Origin of the sequence: Promicromonospora citrea, from assembly GCF_013004695.1 — a bacterium.
Lineage (GTDB): Bacteria > Actinomycetota > Actinomycetes > Actinomycetales > Cellulomonadaceae > Promicromonospora > Promicromonospora citrea.
In genome coordinates this window covers 29,531-48,151 of record NZ_JABEMG010000004.1, presented here as the reverse complement: position 1 = coordinate 48,151, position 18,621 = coordinate 29,531, and the positions used below count along the sequence as shown (strand labels likewise).

At 73.2% G+C, this 18,621-nt stretch carries 16 protein-coding genes; 10 read left to right on the top strand and 6 right to left on the bottom strand.

Annotated elements, in window-relative coordinates:
- Positions 1–136: 136 nt before the first annotated feature.
- A complete protein-coding gene (gdhA, locus tag HLB15_RS01740) occupies positions 137–1,474 on the top strand; it encodes an NADP-specific glutamate dehydrogenase (RefSeq protein ID WP_212759386.1) in 1,338 nt (445 codons plus the stop codon).
- A 14-nt stretch (positions 1,475–1,488) separates the two neighbouring features.
- Here gdhA and HLB15_RS01735 read toward each other — a convergent pair whose 3' ends face one another.
- Positions 1,489–2,520: a LacI family DNA-binding transcriptional regulator gene (locus HLB15_RS01735; RefSeq protein WP_171103070.1), complete on the bottom strand. Its 1,032-nt coding sequence runs from the start codon at positions 2,518–2,520 to the stop codon at positions 1,489–1,491.
- Between the two features lie 159 nt (positions 2,521–2,679).
- Here HLB15_RS01735 and HLB15_RS01730 point away from each other — a divergent pair, with 159 nt between their 5' ends.
- Genes HLB15_RS01730 through HLB15_RS01710 form a run of 5 tightly spaced genes read left to right on the top strand, consistent with a single transcriptional unit; the run spans position 2,680 to position 8,895 of the window.
- Entirely contained in the window at positions 2,680–3,939 is a 1,260-nt protein-coding gene (locus HLB15_RS01730; protein ID WP_171103068.1) for a sugar ABC transporter substrate-binding protein, read from the top strand.
- A gap of 2 nt (positions 3,940–3,941) precedes the next feature.
- Positions 3,942–5,003: a carbohydrate ABC transporter permease gene (locus HLB15_RS01725; protein ID WP_171103066.1), complete on the top strand. Its 1,062-nt coding sequence runs from the start codon at positions 3,942–3,944 to the stop codon at positions 5,001–5,003.
- Positions 5,000–5,839 carry a carbohydrate ABC transporter permease gene (locus HLB15_RS01720; RefSeq protein ID WP_229785711.1) on the top strand — a complete coding sequence of 280 codons (840 nt, stop codon included), beginning with the start codon at positions 5,000–5,002 and terminating at the stop codon, positions 5,837–5,839. Before HLB15_RS01725 ends, HLB15_RS01720 begins: the two co-directional genes overlap by 4 nt.
- Positions 5,836–7,866, top strand: a complete 2,031-nt coding sequence (locus HLB15_RS01715; RefSeq protein WP_171103062.1) for a glycogen debranching N-terminal domain-containing protein — start codon at positions 5,836–5,838, stop codon at positions 7,864–7,866. Before HLB15_RS01720 ends, HLB15_RS01715 begins: the two co-directional genes overlap by 4 nt.
- A 9-nt stretch (positions 7,867–7,875) precedes the next feature.
- A complete protein-coding gene (locus HLB15_RS01710; protein ID WP_171103060.1) occupies positions 7,876–8,895 on the top strand; it encodes a LacI family DNA-binding transcriptional regulator in 1,020 nt (339 codons plus the stop codon).
- Between the two features lie 32 nt (positions 8,896–8,927).
- On the opposite strand, the gene HLB15_RS01705 is transcribed toward HLB15_RS01710, so the two are convergent.
- From HLB15_RS01705 to HLB15_RS01690, 4 genes are read right to left on the bottom strand one after another with little or no spacing between them, the layout of a single operon-like run.
- A complete protein-coding gene (locus HLB15_RS01705; RefSeq protein ID WP_171103057.1) occupies positions 8,928–11,315 on the bottom strand; it encodes a TIM-barrel domain-containing protein in 2,388 nt (795 codons plus the stop codon).
- 43 nt (positions 11,316–11,358) lie between these two features.
- A complete protein-coding gene (locus HLB15_RS01700; protein WP_373291129.1) occupies positions 11,359–12,219 on the bottom strand; it encodes a carbohydrate ABC transporter permease in 861 nt (286 codons plus the stop codon).
- The gene (locus tag HLB15_RS01695; RefSeq protein WP_171103055.1) at positions 12,216–13,151 is read right to left on the bottom strand and encodes a carbohydrate ABC transporter permease; all 936 of its coding nucleotides are present in this window, start codon (positions 13,149–13,151) and stop codon (positions 12,216–12,218) included. Before HLB15_RS01695 ends, HLB15_RS01700 begins: the two co-directional genes overlap by 4 nt.
- A complete protein-coding gene (locus tag HLB15_RS01690; protein WP_308424954.1) occupies positions 13,148–14,431 on the bottom strand; it encodes an ABC transporter substrate-binding protein in 1,284 nt (427 codons plus the stop codon). The genes HLB15_RS01695 and HLB15_RS01690 overlap by 4 nt, the downstream gene beginning before the upstream one ends.
- Before the next feature lie 133 nt (positions 14,432–14,564).
- On the opposite strand from HLB15_RS01690, the gene HLB15_RS01685 reads away from it, so the two are divergent.
- Positions 14,565–15,200, top strand: coding sequence for a VOC family protein (locus HLB15_RS01685; protein ID WP_171103053.1), 636 nt, complete (start codon positions 14,565–14,567; stop codon positions 15,198–15,200).
- A 3-nt stretch (positions 15,201–15,203) separates the two neighbouring features.
- On the opposite strand, the gene HLB15_RS01680 is transcribed toward HLB15_RS01685, so the two are convergent.
- A complete protein-coding gene (locus tag HLB15_RS01680; RefSeq protein ID WP_171103051.1) occupies positions 15,204–15,794 on the bottom strand; it encodes a uracil-DNA glycosylase family protein in 591 nt (196 codons plus the stop codon).
- 131 nt (positions 15,795–15,925) lie between these two features.
- Here HLB15_RS01680 and HLB15_RS01675 point away from each other — a divergent pair, with 131 nt between their 5' ends.
- Genes HLB15_RS01675 through HLB15_RS01665 form a run of 3 tightly spaced genes read left to right on the top strand, consistent with a single transcriptional unit; the run spans position 15,926 to position 18,620 of the window.
- On the top strand, positions 15,926–16,762 hold the full coding sequence (locus tag HLB15_RS01675) for a CPBP family intramembrane glutamic endopeptidase (RefSeq protein ID WP_171103049.1): 837 nt from the start codon (positions 15,926–15,928) through the stop codon (positions 16,760–16,762).
- Positions 16,759–17,976 (top strand): sensor histidine kinase, encoded by a 1,218-nt coding sequence (locus tag HLB15_RS01670; RefSeq protein WP_229785712.1) that lies wholly within the window; start codon positions 16,759–16,761, stop codon positions 17,974–17,976. The genes HLB15_RS01675 and HLB15_RS01670 overlap by 4 nt, the downstream gene beginning before the upstream one ends.
- Positions 17,973–18,620 (top strand): response regulator, encoded by a 648-nt coding sequence (locus tag HLB15_RS01665; protein ID WP_171103047.1) that lies wholly within the window; start codon positions 17,973–17,975, stop codon positions 18,618–18,620. Before HLB15_RS01670 ends, HLB15_RS01665 begins: the two co-directional genes overlap by 4 nt.
- Position 18,621 lies beyond the last annotated feature (1 nt).

The window sequence follows — 18,621 nt, the reverse complement described above, 5'->3', positions numbered from 1 at the left end:
GCGGCGCCGTCCCGCGCGGTGGCACGACCACACCACGGGACGGCGTCGCACGCCCCCGGCCCGCCGCCTAGGGTGGCGCTGCCCGCACCAGCCGGGCGTCCGAGCACCACCTGAACGGAGACATCGCGTGCCCCTCCTGGACGATCGCCTCATCCCGGTCTTCGACGAGGTCATCACCCGCAACCCTGGCGAGACCGAGTTCCACCAGGCCGTGCGCGAGGTGCTGGAGAGCCTTGGCCCGGTCGTGGCGAAGCACCCCCAGTACGCCGACGCCGAGGTGATCAGACGCCTGTGCGAGCCGGAGCGGCAGATCATCTTCCGGGTACCGTGGACCGACGACGCCGGGCGCGTGCAGCTCAACCGCGGCTTCCGCGTGGAGTTCAGCTCGGCGCTCGGCCCGTACAAGGGCGGGCTGCGGTTCCACCCGTCGGTGTACCTCGGGATCGTGAAGTTCCTCGGGTTCGAGCAGATCTTCAAGAACTCCCTCACCGGCCTGCCGATCGGCGGGGCGAAGGGCGGCAGCGACTTCGACCCGAAGGGCCGCAGCGACGCCGAGGTGATGCGGTTCTGCCAGTCGTTCATGACGGAGCTGTACCGGCACCTCGGCGAGCACACCGACGTGCCGGCCGGCGACATCGGCGTCGGCGGGCGCGAGCTGGGCTACCTGTTCGGCCAGTACAAGCGCATCACCAACCGCTACGAGTCCGGTGTCCTCACCGGCAAGGGGCTGAGCTGGGGCGGCTCCCAGGTGCGCACCGAGGCCACGGGCTACGGCACGGTGTTCTTCGTCCAGGAGATGCTCGCGGCCACCGGCGAGTCCTTCGACGGACTGCGCGTGGTCGTCTCGGGCTCGGGGAACGTCGCCATCCACGCGATCGAGAAGCTGCACGAGCTGGGCGCCCGCGTGGTCGCGTGCTCCGACTCGGGCGGGTACGTGGTGGACGACGCCGGGATCGACCTCGACCTGCTCAAGGAGATCAAGAACGAGCAGCGCGGCCGCGTGTCCGACTACGCGGAGCGGCGCGCGGGCGCTCGCTACGTCGCCGGCGGGTCGGTCTGGCAGGTCCCGTGCGACATCGCGCTGCCCTGCGCCACCCAGAACGAGCTCAACGGCACGGACGCCAAGGCGCTGGTCGAGAACGGCTGCCGCATCGTCGCCGAGGGCGCCAACATGCCGACCATGCCCGAGGCGATCCGGTTCCTGCGCGACGCCGGCGTGCGGTTCGCACCCGGCAAGGCCGTCAACGCGGGCGGCGTCGCGACCAGCGCGCTGGAGATGCAGCAGAACGCGTCGCGGGACTCGTGGACGTTCGAGCACACGCAGGAGCGGCTCGCCGACATCATGCGGTCCATCCACGACAGGACCCTGGAGACCGCCGACGAGTACGGCGTGCCGGGCGACTACGTGGCGGGCGCGAACATCGCGGGCTTCACGCGCGTCGCGGACGCGACCCTGGCGCTGGGGCTCATCTGACGACCGGCTGACGGTCAGCCCACGGGATCCGCGGGCGCACGCACGACCAGGCGCGGCTCGACGAGCACGTACGCGGGATCGTCCTGCGGGCTCCGGTGCACGACGGCGCTGCCCGTCGGACCCATGAGGAGGTCCAGCACCCCCGCCGCCACCTGCTCCGGGAGCTGCTCGACGCTGCTCAGCCCGAGCGCCTCGGCAGCGGGGGTGTTGTCGAACCCGACGACGGGCAGCTCCGGGCGGCCCAGCCCGGTCGCCGCGAGGTGCGCGCCGATCGCGAGGGAGTCGCTCACGCAGACGATCCCGTCGACGCCCGGGTCCTCGGCCAGCGCGGCAGCGGTCAGCTCCCTCGCCAGGCCGAGGCTCTCCTCGGTGTGCCAGCGCGGTCCCTCCGCTCCGGCGTCGGCCATCGCCTCGAGCCAGCCGCGGGCGCGGTCGTCGCCCGTCCCGGAGCCCGTCGGCCAGCCGAGGAACGCGATCCTCGACCCTGCCGTGCCGAGCAGGTGCCGTGTGGCCGCGCGCGTGCCGGCCGCACCGTCGACGTCGGCCCACGCGTGGGCCGGTCGCGCACCGTCACCGGAGCGCCAGGGGCGGCCGAAGGCGACGAAGGGCACGGCGCGGTCCTGAAGCCAGGCGGTGCGCGTGTCCTCGTGGGAGGTGCCTGTCAGGACGACGGCGTCGATCTCGCCGCCGTCGACGAGGTCGCCGATGCGGTCGATCTCCTCGCCGGGCGTGCGCGCGGCGTACAGGAGCACGCGCATGCCGCGGTCGCCCGCGCGCTCGGTGAGCGCGTGGACGAAGCGGTCCAGCACCACCCCGGAGATCCCGCCCGCGTACGGGTCCAGGCGGACGCCGATCGTGGAGCTGCGCCGTGTGCGCAGCCTGCGTGCGGCGGCGTGCGGGCGGTAGCCCAGCTCGACGATGGCGGCCTGCACGCGCTCGCGGGTGGGCTCACGCACGATGTCGGGGGCGTTCAGCACGTTCGACACCGTCTGCCGGGACACACCGGCCGCTCGAGCGACGTCCTGTACCGTCGGGGCCTTCGCCATCGTGCTCCTCCCGTCCGTCCCGGCACGTCATCCTAGGTCCGCGCCGCCGCGCGCCGTTCGTCTTGACACCACCGTCGCACGCTCCTTACGCTCGTGGCACAGAATTTGATCGTTCAAAATCGGTTCGCCCACCCCGTGGCTCGTCAAAGGAGAAGAGACATGACACGGCCCTCCCACCACAGGCTCGCCGGCGCCGGCGCGCTCCTGGCTGCCGGCGCGCTGGCCCTCACCGCGTGCGGCGGCACCGGCTTCGACGAGCCGGCCGGCGGCGCCTCCTCGGGCGGCACGGAGCTCACGAGCTCCGACGACGCGCTCACGGTGCTCATCGGTTCGTCCGGCGACGCGGAGACGGACGCGGTCACCGCGGCGGTGGACGCGTGGTCGCAGGAGTCCGGCGTCGAGGCAGAGGTCCAGGTCGCGAACGACCTGCCGCAACAGCTCTCGCAGGGCTTCGCCGCCGGGTCGCCGCCCGACCTGTTCTACCTCGCACCCGAGGCGCTCGCCGGGTACGCCGACAACGGCTCCCTCCAGGCGTACGGCGACCTGCTGGAGAACAAGGACGACTTCTACGCGTCCCTCGTGGAGAACTTCACGGTCGACGACACGTTCTACTGCGCACCCAAGGACTTCTCGACCCTCGCCCTCGTCATCAACGACGAGCTCTGGGCGGCCGCCGGTCTGACGGACGACGACGTGCCTACGACCTGGGACGAGCTGTCCCAGGTCGCGCAGGAGCTCACCACCGACGACCGGGCCGGTCTGGCCTTCGGTGCCGAGTACCAGCGGGTCGGCACCTTCATGGCACAGGCGGGCGGCGGGCTGGTCGTCGACGGCGAGCCCGTTGCCGACAGCGACGGCAGCGTCGAGGGTCTCGAGTACGTCCAGGGCCACCTGCAGGACGGCACCTTCGCCTACGCCGCGGACCTCGGCGCCGGCTGGGGCGGCGAGGCGCTCGGCAAGGGACTGGCGGCCATGGTGATCGAGGGCAACTGGGTCACCGGCGCGCTGGACAACGACTTCCCCGACGTGGAGTTCACCGTCGCCGAGCTGCCCGCCGGCCCGGCCGGGCCCGGCACGCTCCAGTTCACGAACTGCTGGGGCATGGCGGCCGACAGCCCGAACCAGCAGGCAGCGCTGAGCCTCGTGGAGCACCTCACCAGCACGGAGCAGCAGCTCGCGTTCTCCGAGGCGTTCGGCCCCATGCCGTCCATCGAGTCGGCCGCGGCCGACTGGACCGAGGCCAACCCGGACCTCACGGCCTTCCTCGACGGCGCACAGTACGCGCAGTTCCCGCCCACCTGGGCCGGTGCCACGGACGTCGTCACCGATCTCAACGCGCAGCTCGAGTCGCTCGAGTCGGGCGATGTCGCGGCGATCCTGGGCACCGCCCAGTCGAACCTCGAGGCCATCGCGGAATGAGCATGTCCGCTCTCGCCTCGGCTCGTGGCGCCGGCCGGGGCCGCAGGCCAGGTCTGCGTCGCGGCGAGGCCGTGGCGGGCTGGATCTTCACCCTGCCCGTGCTGGTGATCCTCGGCGTGTTCCTGCTCGTCCCGGTGCTCATGGCGCTGTGGGTCAGCTTCTCGGACTGGTCGGGGCGCGGCAGCCCGCTCTCGTCGGAGGTCGGGTTCGTGGGGTTCGACAACTACGTCGCCGTCACCACGGGCGGCGGGCTGGCCGAGCGTGACTTCGGCGTCGCACTGCGGAACAACGCCTGGTACGTGCTGCTCGTGGTCCCGCTGCAGACGGCCCTCGCCCTGTTCCTGGCGGTGCTGGTGAACCGCGCGGTGCTGCGGGGGCGCGGCATCTTCCGCACGGCGTTCTACTTCCCCTCGGTCACGAGCTCCGTGGCCATCACGGTGCTGTGGCTGTTCCTCTTCTCGACCTCGGGCGTGGTCAACACGGTCCTGGCGCGCCTCGGCATCGCGGGGCCCAACTGGTTCAACGAGCCGAGCGGCGTGCTGCACAACCTCCTGCGCACGCTCGGCGTGGACACCGGGCCCCAACTCCTGACCGGCCACGGGTTCCTCGGCCTCACGTGGTGGGACTGGCTCGCCGGGCCGTCGGTCGCCATGTCGGCGTTCGTGCTCATGGCGGTCTTCACCACCAGCGGCACGTTCATGCTCCTGTTCCTCGCCGGGCTGCAGAACATCACGCCGGAGGTCGAGGAGGCCGCGATGGTCGACGGCGCGAACGCGTGGCAGCGTTTCTGGCGCATCACGCTCCCCCAGCTCCGGCCGACCCTCTTCACGGTGCTGACGCTCGGCCTCATCGGCTGCTGGCAGGTGTTCGACCAGATCTACACCGGCACGCAGGGCGGCCCGGGCAAGACGACGCTCACGCCCGCATACCTCAGCTACCAGTCGGCGTTCCTGTCGCAGGAGTGGGGGCAGGGCGCCGCGATCGCGTTCGTCCTGTTCGTCATCATCGTGCTGCTGACCGTCCTGCAGCGATGGATCCTCCGGCCCGCGGACGGTGTCCGATGAGGGCCGCGCGCAGGTCCGTCGTCTGGCAGGCCGGGCTGTACGCCCTGCTCGCCCTGCTGGCGCTCGTCTACGTCTACCCGTTCCTCGTCCAGCTCGCGACGTCCGTCAAGACGGAGGCCGCCGCGGCGGCCGACCCGGTCTCGCTGGTCCCCGACCCGCTGACCTGGTCCGCCTACGCCCGGCTCTTCCTGCGCTCGGACTTCCCCGTCTGGTTCGCGAACTCGGCCGTCGTGACGGTGCTCGTGACGGCGGGCCGCGTGTTCTTCGACTCGCTGGCGGGCTACGCGCTGGCGCGGCTGCGGTTCCGCGGGCGCGGCGTGGTGTACGCGGCGCTGGTGGCCGTCATGGCCGTGCCGACGGTCGTGCTGCTGATCCCGAAGTTCCTCGTGATCAACCAGCTCGGCATCTACGACTCGTACGCGGGCATGGTGCTGCCGCTCCTGGTCGACGCAGCCGGCGTGTTCATCATGAAGAACTTCTTCGAGTCGATCCCGGCCTCCGTCGAGGAGCAGGCACGGATCGACGGGGCGGGCACGTTCCGGATCTTCTGGTCCGTCGTGCTCCCGATGGCCCGGCCGGCCCTCGTCACCATCGTGATCCTGTCCTTCCAGGGTTCGTGGAACGAGCTGAGCCACTTCATCGTCTCGGCGCAGTCGCCCGAGCTGACGACCCTGACCAAGGGCGTCGCGTCCCTGGCGAGCGGACAGCTCAGCCAGGGCAGCCAGTACCCGCTCAAGCTCGCCGCCGCGGCGATCATGACCATTCCCGTCGCGGTCGTGTTCTTCGTGTTCCAGCGGCGGATCATGAACACCAGCGAAGGAGCCGTCAAGGAATGACGCCGTCCCCCACCGCCCCGCAGCAGGTCCCGCAGCACCCCGTGCAGCCGCTGCTCAGCGACGCCGTCATCGCGCTGCGCGCCCCGACGCAGGTCTGGTCCGGGCGCGACGGCGACCTCGGCGCCGCGCCGATCGACGGGATCTACCACGGCGACGTGCGGCACGTGCGCGACCTGGTGCTCGAGTGCGCCGAGTCGGCGGTCGAGTACGTGTCGCTCGCGCCGGAGAGCGCGTCGCACGTCGTGTTCGGCGCGCTCCTGCGCGGGGTGGACGATGCCCGGCCGGACCCGACGGTGCGCCTGGTGCGGGACCGTCGTGTCGGCGACGGCGCGCTCGCCGAGACCTGGACCGTGACCTCGCACCTCGCCGAGCCCACGCGCGTGACCCTCCGGCTCCGGCTCCGCCCGGACTTCGCGAGCATGCACGACGTCAAGGCCGGTCTCGCCGACGGACGGGGCCACCCGACCGCCGCCGAAACGACCACCGCCGCGGGAGCCCGCCAGGACGCGGCCCGCGTGGCGATCACGACGCGGCCAGGGTCCGCCACGGCAGCCTCGGGCTCCGCGCACCTCACGCTGACCGCCGCCGACGGTGCCGTGAGCACGACCCCGGACGGTGCGATCGAGGCCACCTGGTCGCTCGACGTGCCGGCCCGCGGTCGGGCCGAGGCGGCGTGGACGCTCGCTCTGCACGACGAGGCCCTCGTGGTCCGCGGCGCCCAGGGCACCTGGCCGGCAGCGACCCCGGGTGAGCGGGGGGTCGTGCGCGTCCCCGACGACGCCGACCCTCGGCTGTCCCGGTGGCTCGACACCGCGCTCGACGACCTCGACGCCCTGCGGCTGACCCTGCCCGACCATCCCGGCGACGACTTCTTCGCCGCCGGCGCACCCTGGTTCTTCACCCTGTTCGGCCGGGACGCGATCTGGGCTGCCCGGCTCGCGCTCCCGCTCGACGTGGGCGTCGCGGCGTCGACCCTGCGGGTTCTCGCCAGGCTGCAGGGAACAGCGGACGACGCCGACACCGCCCAGGAGCCCGGCAAGATCCTGCACGAGCTGCGCTCTGCGCCGCTCGAGATCCCGGGCGAGGGCGTCGTCCTGCCGCCGCTGTACTACGGCAGCGTCGATTCGACGCCGCTGTGGGTCTGCCTCCTCGCCGACGCCTGGCGCGCCGGCCTGCCCGACGACGAGGTCGCCGCGCTGCTGCCCGCGCTCCGCGACGCCCTGACCTGGCTGACCGAGTACGGCGACAGCGACGGCGACGGGTTCCTCGACTACATCGACCGCACCGGTCGTGGCCTGGCCAACCAGGGCTGGAAGGACTCCGGCGACTCGATCCAGTGGCGGGACGGCAGCCTCGCCGAGGGACCGATCGCGCTCTGCGAGGTCCAGGGGTACGCGTACGAGGCGGCCCTCGCCGGCGCCGATCTCCTGGAGGCGTTCGCGCACACCGGCCGCGACGGCGCCCCGGCGTCGGACCGGCTGGACCCCGCCGCCCTCCGCCGCTGGGCCGCCGACCTGCGTGCCCGGTTCGCCGAGGCGTACTGGGTGCAGACGCCCGAGGGCCGCTACCCGGCCGTCGCGCTGGACCGGCACAAGCGTCCGGTCGACACGCTGACCAGCAACATCGGCCACCTGCTGGGCACAGGGATCCTCGACGCGACCGAGGAGCAGCACGTCGCCGACCTCCTGCTCGGCCCGTCCATGTCCAGCGGGTACGGCATCCGGACCATGTCGACGGGCGCGGCGGGCTACTGGCCGCTCTCGTACCACGGGGGCAGCGTGTGGACGCACGACACCGCCATCGTCGTGCACGGCATGCACCGCGCCGGGCTCGACGACCAGGCGCGTCGCGCCGTGGACGGGCTGCTCGCGGCGGCCGAGGGCTTCGCGTACCGCGTGCCGGAGCTGCACGGCGGGGATGCCGCCACCCGCGCGGGAGTGCCGACGCCCTATCCGGCGGCCTGCCGTCCGCAGGCGTGGTCGGCAGCTGCGGCGATCACCTGCCTGGAGGTGTCGACCCGCGGGTAACCTGCAGCCATGAGACGCGTGACCCTCCAGGACGTGGCCGACCGCGCGGGGGTCTCGATGAAGACGGTGTCGAACGTGGTGCGCGGGTACCAGCACGTCAGCCCCGGGATGCGGGCACGGGTCCAGGCCGCGATCGACGAGCTCGGCTACCGCCCCAACCGCACCGGCCGCAGCCTCGCCACGGGGCGGTCGAGCATGATCGGGCTCGCGTTCCCGGACCTCCGGCGCCCCTACTTCGCGGAGCTCGCGCACGTCTTCGCCCGCGTCGCGCAGGCACGCGGCTACCACCTCCTGCTCGCCGAGACCGGCGCGACGGTCGAGGGCGAGCGGTCGGTCCTGCGCGACCAGGAGGCCGGGATCCTCGACGGCATGGTGCTGCAGCCGCAGATGCTGGCCGCGCGCGAGCTGGACGTCGAGCGGCACGGCATGCCGATCGTCTTCCTCGGCGAGGACCCCCCGCCCGACGACGCCGACCAGGTCGCGATCGACAACGTCGCGGCGGCCCGCGAGGCGGTCGAGCACCTGGTCCGCCTGGGCCGACGCCGCATCGGGTTCCTCGGCCACGAGACCGAGCGGGTGTCGTGGACGTCACGCCTGCGGATCGAGGGCTACCGGACCGCGCTGGAACAGGCCGGCCTGGAGGCGGACCCGCGGCGGCTCGTCGAGCGGCGGCAGGACGGCGACGCCCGCGACGCCGAGGAGGCCCTCGACGCCGCGCTGTCCGCCGGCCTGGAGCTCGACGGGCTGCTGTGCCGCGACGACCTCGCCGCGATCGGCGCCCTCCGGGCCCTGCGGCGGCACGGGCTCGACGTACCCGGCGACGTCGCGGTCGTCGGCTGGGACGCGATCGAGCTCGGCGCCAGCACGGCGCCGAGCCTCACCTCCGTGGCACCCGACACGCGCGCGCTCGCCGAGCGCGCCCTCGACCTGCTGCTGGACCGGCTCGACGGCTACGCCGGACCGGGCAGGCACGTCACGGTGGGCCATACCCTGGCGCTCCGCGAGAGCGCCCCGGCCCTGCCGGACTGAGCTGCCGGACCGAGCCGCCGGAGCGAGCCCCCTCAGCCCACCACCGTCGCCAGCTCCTCCACCAGCGCGGCGCGGACCGGCTCGGGGAGGTCCACGGCAGCCAGTTCCGCGATCTTCTCCGTCGGCGCCCGGTCGCTGTTGACCACCTCCCACGCCCGCAGCTTCTCCGCGTTCCGGGTCTGCGCGGACTCGAGGATCGCGCGCGCGGCGGCGGTCCGGTCGCTCCCGACCCGCAGCGGCCCGCCACCGACCCGGAGGACGACGCCGTCCCCCGGCGCCGCGGACACCGACACGCTCCAGCGCCCGTCCGCCCCGCTGACCTGGACCTCGGCACCGTCGACCGTGACAGGACCGGCGGGCAGCGCGGCCAGGAACGTCAGCGTCCACGCGCGCTGCGCGGGCAGCACGCCGGCGTCGCCCTCGACGGGGGCGATGCGCAGCTCGCCCTGCTCGCGGTCCCAGCCGATCACCGTGCGCGCCGCGGGCCCGGCGCCGTCGGCACCGCCCGCGCCGTCCACCACGTCGTCCTCCCGGTCCTCCCCCAGCACGAACCGGCCCGACGCCCCCGGCGCCACGAGCACCTCGAGCTCGGCCGGGTTCCGGGCCGCGTCGAGCCGGGCCGACGCGTCCAGCGGGAGGATGCCGCCGGCCCGCAGCAGCACGGGCACGGACGCGAGGTCCCTGTGCATCTCCAGCGTGCGGTCGCCCCGGTAGACCGCCCCGGTGAAGACGTCGGTCCAGAGCCCGGCGGGCAGCCACACCCGCACCCGCCCGCGCAACGACGCCGGGTCACGGGGCGACGTGACGGGCGCGACGAGCAGCTCGCTGCCGAACGCGTACTCGTTCGGCACCTCGTACGCCTCGGCCCGGCGCGGCTCCAGGTGGTACATCGGCCGCACGAGCGGCACCCCGGCGGCGGCCCGGTGGTTCATCGTGTGCAGGTAGGGCACGAGCCGGTGCCGCAGCCGGAGCGCGTCGCCCATCGCGGCGCGGTGCTCGGGCGGGAACTGCCACGGCTCCTTGCGGATGAACGGGTTGTTCGCGGAGTGCAGCCGCATGATCGGCGAGAACACGCCGTACTGCACCCACCGGGTGGCCAGCTCGTCGTCGCGGACGCCGCGCGTGTGGCCGCCGATGTCGTGGCTCCACCAGGCGTAGCCGATGTTCGCCGCGGTCGCGGTGAACTCCGGCTGGAAGTCCAGCGACGCCCACGAGACCACGGTGTCGCCCGAGAACCCGACCGCGTACCGGTGGCTGCCCGGGCCCGCGTACCGCGAGAAGGTCATACCCGGCCTCCCGTCACGCGCGGCGTCGAGGTGGTGGTAGTGGTTGAGCACCCACAGCGGGTCGACGCCCGGCAGGTCCGACGTGCGGCCCTGCTGCCAGTCGATCCACCAGAAGTCGACGCCCTGCTCCTCCAGCGGATGGTGCAGCTCGCGGAAGTACGCACGCAGGAACACCGGGTCGGTCGGGTCGAACGCGATCGGCCGCCCGCCGTCCGGGTCGGCGCCGACCGCGCGCGCCATCGCGGGGTACGCGTCCTCGAAGGCGCGCACGCCGTCGGCGGGGTGCAGGTTGAGCGTGGTGCGCAGCCCGCGCTCGTGCAGCGTGCGCAGGAACCGCTCCGGGTCGGGGAACAGCGTCCGCTCCCACGAGTACCCGGTCCACCCGGAGCCGTGCTCCGGCGGCACGGAGCCGACGCGGTGCCAGTCCATGTCGATCACCGCGACCGAGAACGGCACACCCTCGTCCTCGAACCGGTCGAGCAGCGCGAGGTAGGACTCCTCGGTGTACGGGAAGTACCGGCTCCACCAGTTGCCCAGGGCCCAGCGCGGCAGCCGCATCGCGGGCCCGGAGACCCGGTACAGGTCGGCGACCGCGTCGGCGAAGTCCCGCCCGTGCGCGAACACGTACAGGTCCTGGCGGCCGGGGACGCGCGAGCCCACCCAGCCGTCGTCCTCGAACAGGAACGACGTCGAGTCGTCGACGACGGCGATCCCCGCGGGCGAGACGACGCCGGGCTCGAGGCCGGTGCGCCCGTCGACGTCGTCGAGCGTGCGGGCGGTGCCGCCCAGGTCGTGGGTCGGCTCGCCGTACCGCCAGCGGCCGGCGTCGCGGCCCAGCACCTCGACGACGAGACCGCTCGCGCTGAGCTCGCCGCCGTCGTACCGCAGGCGGGCGCGGCGCGTGGTGACCACGACGCCGTCCCCCACGCGCTCGACGGTGGCCTCGACGGGCGGCAGGTCCCGCCGGACCGCGAACGTGGAGGCGCGGTCCTCGAACCCGCCGTCCGCCGACCGCTCGACGCGGAACACGCCGTCGGTCAGCACGGTGACGCGCCAGCCGGCGCCGAGCACCTGCTGCTCGGGCCGCGCGTGCGGCGCGGCTCCGGGGAGTGGCCGGACGACAGGCAGGGACATAGGGCTCCTCGAGAACAGAGAACAGAGGACGGAGAACACACACTCAGTGCTTGACCGCGCCCTGCGTCACGCCGCTGATGACCCAGCGCTGTGCGAGCAGGTACACGACGATCGTCGGCGCCATCGCCATGAGGTACGAGGCGAACGCGACGTTGTAGTCGGTGCCGAACTGGCTCTGGAAGATGTTCTGCACCACGGGCAGCGTCTGCAGGGCCGGGTCGGACGTGATGAGCGACGGCATCATGAAGTCGTTCCACGACGCGAGGAACGCGAAGATGCCGACCGTCGCGTTCATCGGGCCCAGCAGCGGCAGGACGATGCGCCAGAAGATCTGCGGCGTGCTCGCGCCGTCGATCCGCGCGCTCTCCTCGAGCTCGATCGGGATCGAGCGCAGGTACGCGGTGTACAGCAGCACGCTGAAGGAGAGCTGGAACATCGCGTGCAGGATGCCGACGCCGACGGGGTTGTCGAGGCCGGTGAGCGCCGTGAGCTGGATCTGCGGCAGGGCGACGACCGGGAACGGCAGGAACAGGGCCACGAGCAGGTAGATCATCGACCACCGGAAGAACCGGTGCGCCCAGTTCCGCGCGATCGCGTAGGCGGCCAGCGAGCTGAGCAGCAGGGTGAGCAGGACGGCGAGCGCCGCGACCCCCACGGAGACGCCGAACGCCACGGGGAACCGGGTGAGCTGCCACGCCTCGGCGAAGCTCGCGGGGTTGAGCGGCGCGGGCAGGGAGAACGCGTTGCCGTCCGCGGACTGCTCGCTCGTCTTGAACGCCATCGACACCGTGACGTACAGCGGGGCGAGGACGGTCAGGGTGGCGAGGGCCAGCAGGACGGTCAGGAGCCGGTTGGTCCGGTGCAGGCCCCTGCGCCGGCGCAGGGGCGTCTCGACAGTGGTCACAGCCGGACCGCCCGTCCGCGGGTGGCGACGATCTGGGCGACCGAGATGAGCGCCGTCACGAGGAGGAACACCGTGGCGTTGGCCATCTGGTAGGCGTAGTCGCCGCCCGTGAAGCCGCCGAAGATGGTCATCGCGACGCTGCTGGTCGCCGTGCCGGGTCCGCCTCCGGTGAGGCCGACGATGACGTCGTACACGCCGAGGTACCCCTTCACGCCGAGGATCGTGTTGATGAGGACGAAGCCCGCGACGAGCGGGAGGGTGATCGACCGGAACTGCCGCCACGGCGAGGCGCCGTCGAGCGCGCTCGCCTCGTAGAGCTCGTTGGGGACGGACGTGAGTCCCGCGGTGTAGACGAGCAGGGCGCCGGGGATCGTCTGCCACGCGGAGACGATCACGATGGACAACCAGGCCAGGTCGGGGTTGCCGAGGATGCTCTCCTCGAGCGGCCCGAACCCGACCGCGGTCGCGAGCGCGGGCAGCGAGTTGGAGAACAGGAAGTTGAACACGTAGGCCACGACGATGCCCGCGACGACCATGGGGATGACGAACACCGTGCGCAGCGTCGTGGCGAACCGGATGCGCCGGGTCAGGGCGACGGCGAGCGCCAGCGCGACCACCTGCGCGACGACGACGGTGACCAGCGCGAACCCGAGCGTGAACCCGTAGGACTCGAGGATGCGCGGGTCGCTGAACAGCGCGGCGTAGTTGCGCACGCCCAGGAACGACCACTCGCCGAACCCGACGTAGTCGGTGAGGCTGTAGAAGATGCCGATGAGAGCCGGCACGACGACGAACGCGGTGAACACCACGAGGGTGGGCACGAGGAACAGGTAGTGGACGGGCTCGACCCGTCCACCGTGGGACCGCCGCGCGGGCGCGTCCTGGGCGGCGGGCGCGTCCGGCGCCGCGGGGAGGGTGGGCAGCGCGGTCATACCGTGGCCTCCCGTCCCGCGAGGCGGCGCCAGTCGGCGTCGAGCGTGCGCAGCATGCTCTCGAAGTCGCCGCTGCGGATCGCCTCCTGGAGGTAGTTGCCGAGCGGGATCGACGTCGGCACGAACGTGCCGGCACCCTGGTAGAAGGCCGCGCGGTCGACGTACTCCTGCAGGCCCGCGAGCCGCTCGTCCTGCTGGGGCGGGGCGTCCTGGAGCGTCGAGTACGCGAGGTTGTCGGCGTTGTAGGCGTTGATGACGTCGGGCCGCATGAGGAACTCCACGAGCTCGCGTGCCTCCTCCTGGTGCGTGGACGCGGTCGGGATCCACAGGCCGAGGTCGATGTTGACCCGCACCTGCCGGTCGTCGGGGTCCTCGGAGACCGGCAGCGGGAACGTCCCGATCTCGAGGTCGGGGTCGACGAGGGCGATCTGGCTCAGCGCCCACGGGCCCTGGAGGTACATGGCCGCCTCGCCGCGGCCGAACGCGAGGTTGCCGTCGGCGTACGCGCGCACGGCGTGGTCCTCGTTGAAGTAGGTCGAGATCGTCCGCGCGCGCTCCATCGGCACGGCGAAGTCCTTCTCGAACGAGACCGGCGAGTCGGGGCCGACGTCGGTGCCCTGCTCCGTGAGCCGGCGGAAGAACTCGCCGGGTGCCACGAGGCTGCCGACGGAGTAGTCGAACAGACCCTGCCAGAGCGTCCACGTGTCGCGGTCGGTCGCGTAGACCGGGGTGATCCCGGCGCGCCGCAGCTCCTCGCACACGTCGACGAACTGGGACCAGGTCGCGGGCACGGGCAGGTCGTGGTCGGCGAAGATCCGCTTGTTGTAGATGACGCCGGCCGCGGCCAGCGAGTACGGCAACACGCTGGTGCGGCCGGGGTAGGTCGCGTACTGGTCGGTGAGCTCGCCGATGTCGGTGCGCACGGTGCGCGCGGACGGCAGGTCGGACAGGTCGCCGAGCACGCCGCGCTCGACGTACCGGGCGAGCTCGAGGTTGTCGTTGAAGCAGCCGACGTCGGCGGGCTCGTTCCGGACGAACTGTGGCGCGATGGCGACGGTGCTGTCGTGCACGACGGCGATGCCCGGCCGCTCGCGCTCGAAGCGCCGCAGCAGCTCGTCGAAGTAGGCGACGACCTCCTGCTTCTGCTCGTAGAACCGCAGGGTCACGCCCCCGGCGGCACGGGACGACGGCGCGCAGCCCGCCGCCCCGAGCGCGAGGAGCGCGGCCGACCCGGCCAGGAAGGACCGGCGGCTCAGACCGGGTCTCACGTGACTGCTCACCGATGCTTCTCCCTGCTCGAACTCCGTTGCTCGCGGCGACCGCCCGGAATTTACAGCGCTGTAAATCGGGAGTCAACCAGCCGGTCAGGAATCGAGAAGCGCCGACCCGGGGCTCGGACCTAGCGTCGGAGGCATGGCACACACCGACACACCGCACATCCACGCCGTCACGCTCGAGGTGACCGACCTGACCACCGCCCGCACCTTCTACGACACGGCCTTCGACCTCGGCGACCGGCTGGACCTGCGCGAGTCCGACGCCCCCACCAGCGGGTTCCGCGGCTACCACCTGTCCGTCATCGCGAGCCAGCCGGCCGACGTCAGGGCGCTGTTCGACGGCGCCGTCGACGCCGGCGCCACCGTGCTGCGCCCCGTCGCGAAGTCGCTGTGGGGCACCGGCGGCGTCGTCCAGGCGCCCGACGGCGCGATCTGGAAGGTCGCGACGTCCGCGAAGAAGGACACCCGCCCGGCCGAGCGCCGCATCGACGAGGTCGTCCTGCTCCTCGGCGCGGCCGACGTCGGCGCGAGCAAGACGTTCTACGCCGGGCACGGCCTGCGGGTCGGCAAGAGCTTCGGCTCGTACGTCGACTTCGCGATGGGCGACAGCCCCATCGGCTTCGGCCTCTACAAGCGCCGCGCCCTGGCCAAGGACGCCGGCGTGCCGCCCGAGGGGTCGGGCTCGCACCGGATCGTGCTGCGGGGCGACCTCGGCGAGGTCACCGACCCCGACGGCTTCGCCTGGGAGCCGAGCCGCGCTGACCGGGGCTGACCGTCATCCCTCCCCCAGCGCCTCAGCGACCCGCGTCCGGAGGGCCGGCACGACCTCCTGCTCGAACCACGGGTTGCGGGTGAGCCAGCGGAAGTTCAGCGGCGACGGGTGCACCAGCGGGAGCGCGTCGGGCAGGTACTCGGCCCAGGCCCTGACCGTCTCCGTGAGGGTGCCCCGCGCCCGCGCCCCGAGGTAGTACCTCTGGGCGTAGGCGCCGACGAGCACCATGAGCCGCACGTCCGGCAGCTCGGCGAGGATCCTGTGGTGCCACAGCGGCGCGAAGTCCGGGCGCGGCGGCAGGTCGCCCGAGGTGCCCTTGCCCGGGTACCAGAAGTCCATGGGCAGGATCGCGAACCGCGCGGGGTCGTAGAACACCTCGTCCGGGACGCCGAGCCACGCGCGCAGGCGCACGCCGCTCGCGTCGTCCCACGGCACGCCGCTGGCCTGCGCCTTGCGGCCGGGCGCCTGCCCGACGACGACGACGCGCGCGCCGGGAGCCGCGGCGTACAGGGGCTGCCAGCCGAGCTCGCGGGCCCACGCGTTCGACGGGTGGGCGACGAGCTCGGCGCGAAGGGTGTCCAGCACGGTCTGCACGCCCCCAGTCTCGCGCGGTCCGTGTCCCCCGTGCGAGCGACCCCGATTGCCCACCCCGCGGTGACGACCCGGCGGGGCCGGTCTCCCTAGCGTTCGGGGTACGGAAGTCGGAACCGAAAGAAGGAGTCGTCGTGCGTCTGGTGTGGCAGCTGGTGGCGGTCGTGGCCGTCTCGTTCCTGGGCGGGCAGGCCCTCGTCCTCGTGCAGGACGACCCGTGGCTGACGGTCGTCGTCGGCCTGGCGACCGCGGTCGCGGGCCTCGCCCTCTACGCCTGGGTGGTGCGGCGCACCGAGCGCCGTGCGGTGACCGAGCTCGCCGCCGACGGCGCCGCCCGGTCGCTGGGCCTCGGTACCCTGCTCGGCCTCGGCGTGTTCTCCGCCGTCATCGGCATCATCGCGGCCTTCGGGGGCTACACGGTGCACGGGCTCGGCACGGTGCCGGGCGCGCTGGGGCTGCTCGGCTTCATGGCCGGCGTCGCCGTGACGGAGGAGCTGCTGTGGCGCGGCGTCCTCTTCCGGTTCGCCGAGGGATGGCTCGGCACCTGGGCCGCCCTGGCCCTGACCGGCCTGCTGTTCGGGCTGGCGCACCTGCTCAACCCCCACGCGACCCTGTGGGGCGCGATCGCCATCGCCATCGAGGCCGGCGGCATGCTGACCGCTGCGTACGTCGCGACCCGCCGCCTGTGGGTGCCCATCGGCCTGCACCTCGGCTGGAACGTCGCGGGCAGCGCGCTGTTCTCGACGGAGGTGTCGGGCAACGACACGCCGCAGGGCCTGCTCGACGCCGCGACGTCGGGGAACGTGCTCGTCACGGGCGGAGCGTTCGGGCCGGAGGGCAGCGTGTTCTCGGTGCTGCTCTGCGCGGCGACCGCCGTCGTCTTCCTCGTGGTCGCGCACCGGCGCGGCGAGATCGTGCCGCTGCGGCGCTCGGCCCGCGCGGCGCGGGACGCCGCTAGGCTCCCCGCGTGACCGACCTGACGTCCTCCCCCGGACGGTGGCTGTCCGGTGCGCTCGACCGCTGGCACCGGCTCGACGTCACCGTCCGGGACCTCCCCCTCGCCCTGCTGCACCTCGGCGCCGGCTTCGTGCCGGTGCTGCGGGAGTACGGCACGCGGCTCGGCGACCTGCCCGCGCGTCCGCTGGACGGGTGGGCGCTCCTGGCGATGGCGCTGCTGACGCTGCCGCTGGCGGTGCGGCGCCGCCGGCCCGTCGTCTGCGTCCTGCTGGTCTCCGGCGGGTTCGCCCTCGCGCAGCTGCTGGCGTACCCGTCGTTCGCGTGCAACGCCTTCCCGGTCGCGCTGCTGAGCACGGGTGTCCACCTCGCCCGGCGCCGGGCGCTCGTGGCGGGGCTGCTCGCCGCGGCGTACGTCGCGCTCGCGGTGACCCTCGACCGGCTCGGCGCCGACGAGCGGCCGGACGAGTACGTGACGTTCTTCGTCGCGCTGGCCGTCATCTGGGCCGCGGGCGCCTGGCTGCGGTCGACCCGGGCGGCCGACGCCGAGCGCCGGCTCCGCGTGGCCGAGGAGACGCGCACGGCCGAGCGCTCCCGCATCGCGCGCGAGCTGCACGACGTGGTGACCCACCACGTCACGGCGATGGTGGTGCAGGCGGAGGCGGCGCGGTACCTGACGGCGGCCCCGGACCGTCTCGAGCAGACGCTCGACGCCGTGACCGGGACCGGCCGCCGCGCGATCACCGACCTGCGCCACCTGCTCGACGTGCTCGACCCGGGGCACGAGGACACAGCGCCGGGCCCCGCCCGGACGCCGTCGACGGGCGAGCTGGACACGCTCGTCGAGCACACCCGGCAGGCGGGCCAGCCCGTCGAGCTCGTGCGGGAGGGCACGCCGGCCCACGACTCCGGCAGCGCCGAGCTCGTGGCCTACCGCGTGGTCCAGGAGGCCCTGACCAACGCCCTCAAGCACGCGCCCGGCGCCGCGACCGCCGTACGCGTCCGGCACGACGAGCGGGAGATCTCCGTGGAGGTGACGACGGCGGCAGCCGCCGACCTGCGCCGCCGCGCGCCGCGCGGGAGCGGGCGCGGTCTGGCTGGCCTGCGGGAGCGCGTGGACGCCGTGGGCGGAGCGCTCGCCGCGGGCCCCACGGCCGGCGGCGGCTTCGCCGTGAGCGCCACGATCCCGACGGGCGCCCCGGTGCCCCCGGCCGCGGCGGGTCGCGCATGATCCGGGTGCTGGTGTGCGACGACCAGGTGCTGATCCGTACCGGGTTCGCGACGATCCTCGACGCGCAGCCCGACATCGAGGTGGTCGGCGAGTGCGGCGACGGGCGCGCCGCCGTCGACCTCGCGCGCAGGCTGCGGCCGGACCTCGTCGTGATGGACGTGCGCATGCCCGTGCTCGACGGCATCGAGGCGACCCGGCTGCTCGCCGGGGCGGGCGTCGAGCAGCCGGTCAAGGTGCTCGTGGTGACGACGTTCAACCTCGACGAGTACGTCTACGAGGCGCTGCGCGCCGGGGCGAGCGGCTTCCTGCTCAAGGACGCCCCGGCGGCGCAGATCCTGCAGGGCGTCCGCACGGTCGCCTCGGGGGCCGCGCTGCTGGCCCCCGAGGTGACCCGCCGGCTGGTGGGCCGGTACGCCGAGCGGATCCGGCCCCCTGGCGCCCCTGACGACTCCGGCCTGACCCCGCGTGAGCTCGAGGTGCTCCGGCTCATCGCCGACGGCCTGTCGAACGCCGAGATCGCCGAGCGGCTCGTCATCAGCCAGGAGACGGTCAAGACGTACGTGTCGCGCATCCTGACCAAGCTCGGGCTGCGCGACCGCGTGCAGGCCGTGGTGCACGCCTTCCGCACGGGCCTGGCGAGCTGAG